At 72.0% G+C, this 12,341-nt stretch carries 10 protein-coding genes and 1 pseudogene; all 11 read left to right on the top strand.

Going from position 1 to position 12,341, the window contains the following annotated elements:
• The first annotated feature begins 13 nt into the window (after positions 1–13).
• The 11 genes and pseudogenes from ABZW10_RS01035 (at position 14) to ABZW10_RS00985 (ending at position 12,058) form a co-directional block, all read left to right on the top strand.
• Positions 14–961 (top strand): hypothetical protein, encoded by a 948-nt coding sequence (locus ABZW10_RS01035; RefSeq protein ID WP_355357860.1) that lies wholly within the window; start codon positions 14–16, stop codon positions 959–961.
• A gap of 90 nt (positions 962–1,051) precedes the next feature.
• Complete coding sequence (locus ABZW10_RS01030; protein ID WP_355357857.1) at positions 1,052–2,695, top strand: peptidoglycan-binding protein; 1,644 nt, start codon at positions 1,052–1,054, stop codon at positions 2,693–2,695.
• 32 nt (positions 2,696–2,727) lie between these two features.
• On the top strand, positions 2,728–3,444 hold the full coding sequence (locus ABZW10_RS01025; RefSeq protein WP_355358879.1) for an ABC transporter ATP-binding protein: 717 nt from the start codon (positions 2,728–2,730) through the stop codon (positions 3,442–3,444).
• On the top strand, positions 3,441–4,676 hold the full coding sequence (locus ABZW10_RS01020; protein WP_355357854.1) for an ABC transporter permease: 1,236 nt from the start codon (positions 3,441–3,443) through the stop codon (positions 4,674–4,676). Before ABZW10_RS01025 ends, ABZW10_RS01020 begins: the two co-directional genes overlap by 4 nt.
• 86 nt (positions 4,677–4,762) lie before the next feature.
• Positions 4,763–5,515, top strand: coding sequence for a hypothetical protein (locus ABZW10_RS01015; protein ID WP_355357851.1), 753 nt, complete (start codon positions 4,763–4,765; stop codon positions 5,513–5,515).
• Positions 5,516–5,725: 210 nt separating this feature from the next.
• Positions 5,726–7,252: pseudogene (lysX, locus tag ABZW10_RS01010) on the top strand (bifunctional lysylphosphatidylglycerol synthetase/lysine--tRNA ligase LysX); the annotation flags it as partial.
• Positions 7,253–7,256: 4 nt separating this feature from the next.
• On the top strand, positions 7,257–7,379 hold the full coding sequence (locus ABZW10_RS01005) for a hypothetical protein (RefSeq protein WP_355357848.1): 123 nt from the start codon (positions 7,257–7,259) through the stop codon (positions 7,377–7,379).
• Positions 7,380–7,497: 118 nt separating this feature from the next.
• Positions 7,498–7,959, top strand: a complete 462-nt coding sequence (locus ABZW10_RS01000; protein WP_355357845.1) for a BlaI/MecI/CopY family transcriptional regulator — start codon at positions 7,498–7,500, stop codon at positions 7,957–7,959.
• Between the two features lie 9 nt (positions 7,960–7,968).
• Complete coding sequence (locus ABZW10_RS00995; protein WP_355357842.1) at positions 7,969–8,505, top strand: amino-acid N-acetyltransferase; 537 nt, start codon at positions 7,969–7,971, stop codon at positions 8,503–8,505.
• Positions 8,506–8,596: 91 nt separating this feature from the next.
• A complete protein-coding gene (locus tag ABZW10_RS00990; RefSeq protein WP_355357839.1) occupies positions 8,597–8,947 on the top strand; it encodes an Lsr2 family protein in 351 nt (116 codons plus the stop codon).
• A 591-nt stretch (positions 8,948–9,538) separates the two neighbouring features.
• Complete coding sequence (locus tag ABZW10_RS00985; RefSeq protein WP_355357836.1) at positions 9,539–12,058, top strand: ATP-dependent Clp protease ATP-binding subunit; 2,520 nt, start codon at positions 9,539–9,541, stop codon at positions 12,056–12,058.
• The last annotated feature ends 283 nt before the right edge of the window (positions 12,059–12,341 follow it).

The following is a 12,341-nucleotide window of genomic DNA, read 5'->3' as shown; positions in this document are numbered from 1 at the left end:
CGAGGGTGGGGACGTGGCCGATGACACGCGGTCGGACGACGAGGTGGGCGGCGGCGAGCGGGCGGCCCGGCGGCGCCGGCGGGCGCTGCTGCTGGTCATGGCGGCGGCCGTGACACTGGCCGGATGCTCCTCCGGCGGCTCCGGCGGGGGCTCCTCGACTCCCGCCGCCGCGCCGTCCCAGTCGCAGGCCGGCACCGGACCGGCGTCCCCCGAGGCCGCCGGGGACGCGGGGCTGCCGCTGGAGGCGGCGATACGGGGGGACGCGGAGAGCCAGGCCGTCATCATGAACGCCACGAACAAGATCGCCGTCAAGTGCGCGCGGGACCAGGGGCACCAGGCCACCGAACGCGAGCCGGTGACGGCCGAGCAGATCGTGGCCCGGCTGAAGGCGCAGGGGGGAAGCACGAACCCGTACGTGTGGCCGACCGCCCAGGCCCTGAAGGACTTCGGCTACGCGGGCTCCGCCCACGGCCGGGACCCGAAGCCACCGGAGACGGAGCAGCCCGTCGTCGGCGAGTCGGCGGCGGAGGCCGCGCAGGCCAAGTGCGCCAAGGAGGCGACGATCCGGCTGGCGGCGACCGATGGCGGCAAGGACTCGGCCAAGGGGCGGCTGCGCGAGCTGACGACCCAGGCGGACCAGCAGACCACGGCCGATCCCCGGCTGGTTGCGGCGCTCACCCAGTGGTCGGAGTGCATGAGGCCCAGCGGCTACACGTACGCGAACCCGCAACAGGCGGTGCAGCAGTTCGAGAAGGTCGTCGGCGCCGCCGGTGCCCAGGAGCTGGCGATCGCCCGGGCGGACGCCGACTGCCGGACGGGCAGCCGGCTGGCGGAGATCTGGCTCCAGGTGCGCCTGGAGGTGGAAAAGCGGCTGGTCGAGCAGAACGCCCAGGCACTGAAGGAGGCCGCTGACTCCGAGAAGCGCATGGCGCAGGAGGCGAGCAAGGCCGCGGCCGGGTGATCCCGGAGGCTCGGTGACAACCCTGATGAACCATCAGGCAGTCTGCACAGTAGGATAGTTGGATCGATTCTGCGGAACGAGGGTGGGGGCGTGGCCGAGTTCGAGCGGTCGGACGTGACGCCGGAGGCGGTGGCGGTCGACGTGGTGGCCGACGGCGAGCGGGGGGTCCGGCGGCGTCGCCGGGCACTGGTGCTGGTCATGGCCGCCGCGGTGGCGCTGGCCGGGGGCGGCGTGGCGGCGTCGACGATGATCAAGTCACCCGCGCAGGCGGCCGCGGACAGCGAGCCGCCGGCGCCGGACGTGCTGACCGCCGCGGTGGAGAAGCGGGTGCTGACCGACTCCGTGGTGATCCGCGGCCAGGTGAGCGCCGGGCAGTCGGTGGACGTGGCGCCGGCCGGGGGCGGCGGGGCCGCGGGGGCGAAGCCGGTGGTGACCAAGCTGCCGGTCAAGGTCGGCGACCAGGTACAGGCCGGGCAGTCGGTGCTGGAGGTGGCGGGGCGGCCGGTGCTCGCGCTGCACGGCGACCTGCCGGTGTACCGGGACCTCAAGCCGGGCGCCACCGGCCAGGACGTCAAGCAGCTCCAGCAGGCGCTGATGGAGCTGGGGTTCGAGTCGTCGGCCGACCCGGAGGGGACGTACGGCACCGCCACCAAGGACGCGGTGAAGGCGTTCTACGCGGCACGCGGCTACGACCCGCTGCCCGCCACCCCCGACGGGGACACCCAGGTGACCGCCGCCCAGGACGCGGTCACCGGCGGCGAGCGCGCGCTGGCGGACGCCAAGGACGCGCTGAAGCAGGCGAAGAAGCGCTACGACGACGCGGTGGCGGCCGCCCGGCAGCAGGAGCAGGCCCAGGCCCAGCAGCAGGCGCAGCCGAGCTCCGCGCCGACCACCGGTGCGGGCGGCGGCACGAGCGACAGCGGCCGGCCCGCCACGACCGGCGGCGCCGCCCCGGCCCCGGCCGGGGAGAGCCCGGTGGACGCCGCCCGCACCGCGGTCGACACCGCCCAGAAGCTGGTGAACCGCTCCACCGAGGACCTCACCAAGCTGCGGAAGAAGGTGACGGACGCGAAGGCCGTCGCCGGCCCGATGGTCCCGGCCGCCGAGCTGCTGTTCCTCTCCGGCTTCCCGGCCCGGGTCGACTCGGTGGCCGGCCGGATCGGCGGCGAGGTGTCCGGCAAGGTGCTGACCGTCTCGGCCGGGGCGCTGGTGGTCAAGGGCAGTCTGACCATCTCCGACAAGGGCCTGGTGCACCCCGGGCAGGTGGTGGAGATCCTCTCCGAGGTGACCGGCCTCAAGGCCGCCGCCAAGGTCGCGGCGGTCGCGGACACCCCCGGGGACGGCCAGCCGGCCGGCGCCGCGCCGGGCGGCGGCCAGGGCGGCGGCCAGAACCCGGGCCCCGCGCAGGGCGCCGCGACCGGCTACCAGATGGTGGTCCAACCGGACGCCCCGCTGGACCAGCGGCTGGCCGGCCAGGACGTCCGGCTGACCGTCCAGGCCGCCTCCTCGGCCGGACCGGTGCTGGTCGTCCCGCTGTCGGCGGTCTCCGCGACGGCGGACGGCAAGACGGTGGTGACGGTGTACGAGAGCGGGCAGCGCCGCCGGGTGGAGGTCACCCCGGGCACGGTCGGCGGCGGCAGCGCCGAGGTCCGGCCGCTGGCCGAGGGCGGCCTGAAGGAGGGCGACCAGGTGATCGTCGGTGTCAAGGACGCCACCGGGGCGGGCGCCAAGTGACCGAAGCGACCGACGTGACCGCAGCGGCCGGCGTGCCCGACACGACCGCCCCGGCCGCCCCCGTCATCGAGTTCCGCCAGGTCGGCCTGACCTACCCGGGCCCGCCGCCGGTGGCCGCCCTGAAGCCGTGCGACCTGGCGATCGCCCCCGGCGAGTACGTGACCGTGATCGGCCCGTCCGGCTCCGGCAAGTCCACCTTCCTGAACATCGCCGGCCTGCTGGACGCCCCCACCACCGGCCACTACCTGCTGGACGGCATCGACACCGGCGGGCTCCCGGACGCGGACCGCACCGCGCTGCGCGGGCGCCGAATAGGCTTCGTCTTCCAGTCCTTCCACCTGCTCCCGCACCGCTCGGCGGCCGAGAACGTGGCCCTCGCCATGCTCTACACGGCCACCCGGGGCCGGCGCGCCGCCGCCGAGCGGCGCGAACTGGCCCGGGCGGCGCTGGTCCGGGTGGGCCTCGGCCACCGGCTGGACGCACTGCCGACCCGGCTCTCCGGCGGCGAGCGCCAGCGGGTGGCGATCGCCCGGGCGCTGGTCGGCCGGCCGTCGCTGCTGCTCTGCGACGAGCCGACCGGCAACCTCGACACCGTCACCGCCGAGTCGATCCTGGCCCTGCTGGACGAACTGCACGCCCAGGGCCTGACGGTGCTGCTGATCACCCACGACCCGCAGGTGGCCGCGCGCGGCCGGCGGACGGTGGCGATCAGGGACGGCCTGCTGCGCGAGGAGGTGGCCGTCGCATGAGGCCGACCCGCCGCGACCGGGTGGTCGAGCCCTCCCGCCTCCCGCTGCGCGACCTGTTCGCCGAAGCACTGGCCGGGGTGCTCCAGCGGCCCGCCCGCTCGGCGCTGACCGGTCTGGGCACCGTGCTCGGGGTGGGCACCTTCGTGGCCATCCTGGGACTGACCGCGACCACCTCCTCGCAGATCGACTCCCGGTTCAGCGTCCTGAGCGCGACCGAGGTGAGCGTCGAGGACATCGGCGGCACCCGCCCCGAGCTGGTGCCGCTCGCCTTCCCCGCCGACGCCGACGCCCGGATCCAGCGGCTGAACGGGGTCGAGGCGGCCGGCGTCTACTGGCCGGTGGACCAGGCCTCCGGAACGGTCCGGGCCGCCCCCGTGGGCCGGCAGGGCGGCGGCGAGCAGGTCTCCGTGGTGGCCGCCTCGGCCGGGGTGCTCGCGGCGGCCGAGCCGCACCTGCTGCAGGGCCGGACCTTCGACAGCTGGCACGACTCCACCGGCCGCCAGGTCGCGGTGATCGGCGCGGCGCTGGCCTCCCGGCTGGGCATCACCACGCTGGACACCCAGCCGGCGATCTTCCTGCAGAACAAGCCGTTCACGGTGATCGGGATCGTCGACGACGTGAAGCGCAAGCCGGACCTGCTGCTCTCGGTGACGGTGCCGCGCGGCGCCGCCGCCAGGCTCTGGGGCGAGCCGGAGCGCGACCGGGCCAAGATGATCATCTCGACCCGGATCGGCGCCGCCCGGCAGATCGCCGCCGAGGCCCCGCTCGCCCTGGACCCGGCGCACCCGGAGTACTTCAAGCCCGTCCCGCCGCCGGACCCGCGCACGCTGCGCTCCAACGTCACCTCCGACCTCAACCAGCTGTTCCTGCTGCTGGCCGGCATCTGCCTGGTGATCGGCGCGGTCGGCATCGCCAACACCACCCTGGTCGCCGTCCTGGAGCGGACCGGTGAGATCGGCCTGCGCCGGGCGCTGGGCGCGCGGGGCCGGCACATCACCGGCCAGTTCCTCTCCGAGTCGGCCTCGCTGGGGCTGATCGGCGGCCTGGTGGGCACCTCGCTGGGGGTGCTGACGGTGCTCGGGGTGGCGCTCGCCCGGGACTGGACCCCGGTGGTCGACCCGGCGACGGTGGCGGCGGCGCCGGTGATCGGACTGCTCACCGGACTGCTGGCGGGGGTCTACCCGGCCTGGCGGGCGGCCCGGATCCAGCCGGCGGAGGCACTGCGCCGCTGAGCCGCCCCGGCACGTTCCCGGGCCGGACGCGCGGCGTCGGCGCGACGCTACCGACAAATCGGATATTCCTCACGTAGTGTCAGCCCATGCCTACGCCACACGGATCGCGCGGCGGCATGGCCTTCAGCGCCGACGAAGTCCGCGTGCTGCGCCGCGCCCTCGCCCAAGCCCTGCACCCCGTCGTCCCCGTCCACCTCCAGCTCCCCGGCCTGCCGGCCTCCGCCGACGCGGGCGCCGCGCTGTGGGCCGAGGACGTCCAGGACGCGCTGCGCCTGACCGAGGCGATCGACGAGGCCGTCCAGGAGGGCGGCCGGCTGCGCGCCTTCCTCCTCGCCGACCTCGCCCGCTACCGCACCGCCCTGCCGGGCAGTGCCAGCGGCTACCTGGAACGGCTGGAGGAGGCGGTGGCCGACGGCTACCTCCCCGGGCCGGAGGACCTCACCGCGCTGCGCGGACTGAGCCGCCAGCCCTGCGGCCAGGGCGAGCGCTCCCGCCGCTCCCGGCTCGCCGGGCGCTGCCACGCGCTGGCCGAGGCCGCGGTCCGCGAGCGGCTCGCCCTCACCACCGGCCAGCGCCACCTCGTCGCCGTACCGAGCCCCGCCGCACCGAGCGGCAGTCCCCTCACCCCTGTTGGAGGACGGATCCCGATGAGCAGCACCGAGCCCCCCGTCGAGCAGTCCGCCGACCCCCGCGCGCCCCAGGGCCGCCAGCCCGTCCGGCCGCACCGGATGCCCACCCCCGCGGAGCTGTTCGGCCGCCGCCCCAAGCCGCCGGTCCACCCGGCCGCGCCGGCGGCGGCCGAGGACGCGGACGTGGAACTGGCCACCGGCACCGGCTGAGCCCACCGTACCGACGCCTCCCGGGGAGGCCGCGCCGGATCCGTCCGGCCCGGCCTCCCCGGTTCCGTTCCCGGCTCCCGTTCCCGACGGCCCCGTCGCACCACCGCGGCACCACTGCCGCACCGCACGGCACGGTAATCCTGTGGCAAAGCACCGGTGGCGGCTGGCTACTCTGGTGGGGTGAGCGATCAGAGCCCTATCCCCGCGACCGACGACCTTCCCGAGCAGATGCGCGTCCGGCGCGAGAAGCTGGAGCGGCTCCGGGCCGCCGGCGTCGACCCCTACCCGGTCGGCTTCCCCCGGACGAGCACCATCGCCGACCTCCGGGCCAAGCACCCGGACCTCACCCCGGACACCGCGACCGGCGAGCGGGTCGGCATCACCGGCCGGGTGATCCTCTCCCGCACCGGCGGCAAGCTCTGCTTCGCCACCCTGCGCGACGGCTCCGGCGACCTCCAGGTGATGCTCTCCCTGGACAAGCTGGGCGAGGAGCGGCTGTCGGCCTGGAAGTCCGACATCGACCTCGGTGACCAGGTCGGCGTCGAGGGCGAGGTGATCACCTCCCGGCGCGGCGAGCTGTCGGTGATGGTGGACCGCTGGGAGCTCACCGCCAAGTGCCTGCGCCCGCTGCCGGACAAGCACAAGGGCCTGACCGACCCGGAGGCCCGGGTCCGCCAGCGCTACGTCGACCTGATCGTCAACCCGGAGGCCCGCGAGATCCTCCACCTGCGTTCCAAGGTCGTCCGCTCGATCCGCCGCACCTACGAGGAGCGCGGCTACATCGAGGTCGAGACCCCGATGCTGCAGCCGGTGCACGGCGGCGCCAACGCGCGGCCGTTCAAGACGCACATCAACGCGTACGACATCGACCTCTACATGCGGATCGCCCCCGAGCTGTACCTCAAGCGGCTGGTGGTCGGCGGCGCGGAGAAGGTCTTCGAGATCAACCGCAACTTCCGCAACGAGGGCGCGGACTCCACCCACAACCCCGAGTTCACCTCGCTGGAGTCGTACGAGGCCTACGGCGACTACGACACCCAGGCCGAGCTGATCCGGGCCACCATCATCAACGCCGCCCGGGACGCGCTGGGCACCACGGTGATCAAGGGCCTGGACCCGCACGGCGTGGAGCACGAGATCGACCTGGCCGAGCCCTGGGAGGAGATCGGCGTCTACCCGGGCATCTCGGCCCGGCTGGGCGCCGAGGTCACCCCGGAGACCGGCGTCGAGGAGCTGCGCAAGCTGGCCACCGAGCACGGCATCCCCTTCGAGAAGGAGTGGGGCCACGGCCAGATCGTGCTGGAGATGGTCGAGCGCCTGCTGGAGGAGAACGCCGTCCGGCCGACCTTCATCAAGGACTACCCGACCGAGGTCTCCCCGCTGACCCGCCAGCACCGCTCGATCCCGGGCGTGGCCGAGAAGTGGGACCTGGTGATCTTCGGCACCGAGATCGGCACCGCCTACTCCGAGCTGGTCGACCCGGTCGAGCAGCGCGCCCGGCTGAACGCGCAGTCCCTGCTCGCGGCCGGCGGCGACGTCGAGGCGATGCAGGTCGACGAGGACTTCCTGCGGGCCCTGGAGTACGCGATGCCGCCCACCGGTGGCCTCGGTCTCGGGGTGGACCGCCTGATCATGCTGCTGACCGGCAAGAACATCCGGGAGACGGTGCTCTTCCCGCTGGTGAAGCCGGAGCCCAAGGCGTCCGCCGGTGCGGCGGAGAAGACCGAGGAGGAGTGACCTGATGGACTACGTCAGCGCGATCGTCCCGCCGCTGGTCATGGCGATCGGTTTCGGCTTCCTGGTGCGGGCCATCATCCGCAGCCAGGGCGGGGCCCAGAAGACCAAGGAGGACCTGGTCGACTGACCCCGTCGGTCGTCCGCGATCACCCCGCGCCGCCATTCCCGGATTCCGGGGGTGGCGGCGCGCCGGTTTGCGGCACTTCACAAGATTTGCCCCATTCACTCCCTATCCTGGCCGCACTATGGTCCGGCAACTCGGCGAACTTGAGAACGCCATCATGACCCGGGTGTGGCAGTGGAACCGACCGGTCACGGTTCGCGAGGTTCTCCTGGATCTGCGGTCGGAACGCGATATCGCGTACACCACGGTGATGACCGTGCTGGACAAGCTGCACAGAAAGGGCTGGCTCCGCCGGGAGCGCGCGGGCCGGGCCTATCGATATGAACCGGTCTCCTCGCGCGAGGCGTACACGGCGGCCCTGATGAACGACGCGTGGGCCACGAGCGACAATCCCGCCGCGGCCCTGGTGCACTTCTTCGGCCTGATGTCGCCCGAGCAGCGGGAGGCGCTGCGGGACGCCTTGCGGGTGGCCGCTCTGTCCCCGTCCGATCCGGCCGCCGCGGATTCCCGCCGGAGCGGGCCGGAGAGCGGATCGGAGAGCGGACCGGATACCGGCGGGACCGGGTCGGGGCCGGCACGATAACGTCCCGCCATGGAGGTCACCATCCGCCGGGCGCGGACCACGGACGTGCGGGCCGTACGCGGGCTCATCGACGCCTACGCACGCGACGGCATTCTGCTCGACAAGCCCACCGTCACACTGTTCGAATCGGTGCAGGAGTTCTGGGTCGCGGAACGCGACGACAACGGCACCGTGGTCGCCTGCGGCGCGCTGCACGTGATGTGGGAGGACCTCGCCGAGGTCCGCACCCTCGCCGTCGACCCGTCCTGCCGCGGCCACGGGGTCGGTCACCTGCTGCTGGAGAAGCTGCTGCAGACCGCCCGCTGGCTCGGCGTCCGTCGGATTTTCTGCTTGACGTTCGAGGTCGCCTTCTTCGCGAAACACGGTTTCACCGAGATCGGGGAGCTCCAGGAAACCGATGATGGTACGACAGACCCGGCGGCGATCGCTACGGATGTCTATGAAGAACTTCTCCGCTCGTACGATGAAGGTGTCGCCGAGTTCCTCGACCTGGAGCGGGTGAAGCCCAACACACTGGGCAACTCGCGCATGCTGCTGCACCTGTGAGCCGCCCCCGGACGGCCAGGGGTTTGTGTTTTCCGGAGAAAGGCGCTTTCCTTTCCTTAGGCAATGGGTCGTTTAGCGGAAAGGGAAGCCCGTGGCACAGAGGGTGCAGGTCATTCTTGAAGACGATCTCGACGGCGGGTCGGCGGACGAAACGGTGACGTTCGCGCTCGACGGCGTTGCCTACGAGATCGACCTGAAGAGCGCCAACGCGGACAAGCTCCGCGGCCTGCTGGCGCCGTACGTGGAGAAGGGCCGCAAGCAGAGCGGCCGGCTCGCCGGTGCCCGCCGCCCCGGCCGCGGCTCGGCCCCGCGTCCGTCCGGCAGCGTCCCGGACACCGCCAAGATCCGCGCGTGGGCCAAGGAGCAGGGCCTGGAGGTCAACGACCGCGGCCGCGTCCCCAGCAACGTGCGCGAGGCCTACGAGAAGGCCAACGCGTCCTGAACCGGGTGACGCCCGGCAGTCCGGACGGGTGCGGGGTTCCGGGCGCCGCGTGAGGCGTCCACGGCAGACGTGCGGGGCGCGGAGGGGTCCCCTCCGCGCCCCGCGGCGCACCGCGTCACGGCCTGTGCAAGGCTGTAAGGGCGAAGCGGCGACGCGGACGCCACCGGGCGGCGCACACCGGCCGCCCCGGCCGCGGCTGATCCACCGTCAGCGGCGGCCCGACTTCTCGCCAGGCGAACACCGCCACCGCGGAAACTGCGCGAGAACCGCCCCGATACCGGGTATGAATGCAGGGGGACGGGGTCCGCGACTCCGCCCGGGGCAGGACGCGTGACCGGTCGGACACCCACCGGCAGCGCCACGGCGGAGGTTGTTCGCCGATGGCGTAGCGGTATCCGGTGCATCCGGCCCGCGTGCGGGAACACCGTCTCCCAGCATCGGGTTGGGATTGGTGTCGGCTGGTCGCGCTGTATGTCGCTCCCCTTCAAGGGGGCGAATCCGTGGGCCGCGCCGCTGAGCGGGACTAGCATGCGGAAGGACAGGGCGGGGACGGACCCCGAACTGCCCGACCGCTCTGAGGAGCGATAAACGATGTTCGAGAGGTTCACCGACCGCGCGCGGCGGGTTGTCGTCCTGGCTCAGGAAGAAGCCCGGATGCTCAACCACAACTACATCGGCACCGAGCACATCCTCCTGGGTCTGATCCACGAGGGTGAGGGTGTCGCCGCTAAGGCCCTGGAGAGCCTCGGGATTTCTCTTGAGGCCGTTCGCCAGCAGGTCGAGGAGATCATCGGCCAGGGCCAGCAGGCCCCGTCCGGTCACATTCCCTTCACCCCCCGGGCGAAGAAGGTCCTGGAGCTGTCGCTCCGGGAGGCCCTGCAGCTCGGCCACAACTACATCGGCACCGAGCACATCCTGCTCGGCCTGATCCGCGAGGGCGAGGGCGTCGCCGCCCAGGTCCTGGTGAAGCTGGGCGCCGACCTCAACCGGGTCCGCCAGCAGGTCATCCAGCTGCTCTCCGGCTACCAGACCCCCGGCGGCAAGGAGTCGGCCACGGCCGGCGGGCCGGCCGAGGGCACCCCGTCGACCTCGCTGGTCCTGGACCAGTTCGGCCGCAACCTCACCCAGGCCGCCCGCGAGGCCAAGCTCGACCCGGTCATCGGGCGCGAGAAGGAGATCGAGCGGGTCATGCAGGTGCTGTCCCGCCGCACCAAGAACAACCCGGTGCTGATCGGTGAGCCCGGCGTCGGCAAGACCGCCGTCGTCGAGGGCCTGGCCCAGGCGATCGTCAAGGGCGAGGTCCCGGAGACGCTCAAGGACAAGCAGCTCTACACGCTGGACCTGGGCGCCCTGGTGGCCGGCTCCCGCTACCGCGGTGACTTCGAGGAGCGCCTGAAGAAGGTCCTCAAGGAGATCCGCACCCGCGGCGACATCATCCTGTTCATCGACGAGCTGCACACCCTGGTCGGCGCGGGCGCCGCCGAGGGCGCCATCGACGCCGCCTCGATCCTCAAGCCGATGCTGGCCCGCGGCGAGCTGCAGACCATCGGTGCCACCACGCTCGACGAGTACCGCAAGCACCTGGAGAAGGACGCCGCGCTGGAGCGCCGCTTCCAGCCGATCCAGGTCGCCGAGCCGTCGCTGCCGCACACCATCGAGATCCTCAAGGGCCTGCGTGACCGCTACGAGGCCCACCACCGGGTCTCCATCACGGACGCCGCCCTGGTCGCCGCCGCCACCCTGGCCGACCGGTACATCTCGGACCGCTTCCTGCCGGACAAGGCCATCGACCTCATCGACGAGGCCGGTTCCCGGATGCGCATCCGCCGGATGACCGCGCCGCCGGACCTGCGCGAGTTCGACGAGAAGATCGCCGACGTGCGCCGCGAGAAGGAGAGCGCGATCGACGCGCAGGACTTCGAGAAGGCCGCGTCCCTGCGCGACGACGAGAAGCAGCTCCTGCAGGCCAAGGCCAAGCGCGAGAAGGAGTGGAAGGCCGGCGACATGGACGTCGTCGCGGAGGTGGACGAGGAGCTCATCGCCGAGGTCCTGGCCACCGCCACCGGCATCCCGGTCTTCAAGCTGACCGAGGAGGAGACCTCCCGGCTGCTGCGCATGGAGGACGAGCTGCACAAGCGCGTCATCGGCCAGAAGGACGCCATCAAGGCGCTCTCCCAGGCCATCCGGCGCACCCGTGCGGGCCTCAAGGACCCGAAGCGCCCCGGTGGCTCGTTCATCTTCGCCGGCCCGTCCGGTGTCGGTAAGACCGAGCTGTCCAAGACGCTCGCCGAGTTCCTCTTCGGCGACGAGGACGCGCTGATCGCCCTCGACATGTCGGAGTTCTCGGAGAAGCACACCGTCTCCCGGCTCTTCGGCTCGCCCCCCGGCTACGTCGGCTACGAGGAGGGCGGCCAGCTCACCGAGAAGGTGCGCCGCAAGCCGTTCTCCGTCGTCCTCTTCGACGAGGTGGAGAAGGCCCACCCGGACATCTTCAACTCGCTGCTGCAGATCCTGGAGGACGGTCGCCTGACCGACTCCCAGGGCCGCGTGGTCGACTTCAAGAACACCGTCATCATCATGACGACCAACCTCGGCACCCGGGACATCTCCAAGGGCTTCAACCTGGGCTTCGCGGCCCAGGGCGACAGCCAGACCGGCTACGAGCGGATGAAGGCGAAGGTCGGCGAGGAGCTCAAGCAGCACTTCCGCCCCGAGTTCCTGAACCGTGTCGACGACATCGTGGTCTTCCACCAGCTGTCCGAGGACGACATCATCCAGATCGTCGACCTCATGATCGCCAAGGTGGACGAGCGGCTCAAGGACAAGGACATGGGCCTGGAGCTCAGCGTCGAGGCCAAGAAGCTGCTGGCCAAGCGCGGCTACGACCCGATCCTGGGCGCCCGGCCGCTGCGCCGGACCATCCAGCGCGAGATCGAGGACCACCTCTCCGAGAAGATCCTCTTCGGCGAGCTGCGGGCCGGCCACATCGTGGTCGTCGGTGTCGAGGGCGAGGGCAAGGACGCGAAGTTCACCTTCCGCGGCGAGGAGAAGACCGCGATCGCGGACACCCCGGCCGCCGTCGCCTCCTCGGGCCCCGACCTGACGAAGTAGCAACATTTAACAGATAACAGCAAACGGTTTGGGCCCCCGGCGTTCGCGCCGGGGGCCCAAACCGTTTTCCGTACCGCCGCCGAAGTCGTGACCCGGACCACGAAGGACCAGGCCGGGGGCCGGATGGAGGGCCGGTGCGGGTGCGACCAAAGCTGTGACCATCTTTAATGGCAATGCTATTGACAGGCCGTCAGTTGATAGGGGGTCGCGGAGCATAGCGCTGTAGCCATGTCACGGTCAAGGTCTATCTTTTCCGTCCACGCTTGGATCAAATGACGTCCAC

It is taken from the genome of Kitasatospora sp. NPDC004723, assembly GCF_040609255.1.
Taxonomy (GTDB): Bacteria; Actinomycetota; Actinomycetes; order Streptomycetales; family Streptomycetaceae; genus Kitasatospora.
Note: the sequence above shows the minus strand (reverse complement) of the source record. Positions and strands in the feature narration are given on the sequence as shown.

What these genes read in the sequence shown, in the direction of transcription:
- ABZW10_RS01020 (WP_355357854.1), top strand. Translation starts at nt 3,441, where the DNA reads ATGAGGCCGACCCGCCGCGACCGGGTGGTCGAGCCCTCCCGCCTCCCG.
- ABZW10_RS01015 (WP_355357851.1), top strand. Translation starts at nt 4,763, where the DNA reads ATGCCTACGCCACACGGATCGCGCGGCGGCATGGCCTTCAGCGCCGAC.
- ABZW10_RS01005 (WP_355357848.1), top strand. Translation starts at nt 7,257, where the DNA reads ATGGACTACGTCAGCGCGATCGTCCCGCCGCTGGTCATGGCGATCGGT.
- ABZW10_RS01000 (WP_355357845.1), top strand. Translation starts at nt 7,498, where the DNA reads ATGGTCCGGCAACTCGGCGAACTTGAGAACGCCATCATGACCCGGGTG.
- ABZW10_RS00995 (WP_355357842.1), top strand. Translation starts at nt 7,969, where the DNA reads ATGGAGGTCACCATCCGCCGGGCGCGGACCACGGACGTGCGGGCCGTA.
- ABZW10_RS00985 (WP_355357836.1), top strand. Translation starts at nt 9,539, where the DNA reads ATGTTCGAGAGGTTCACCGACCGCGCGCGGCGGGTTGTCGTCCTGGCT.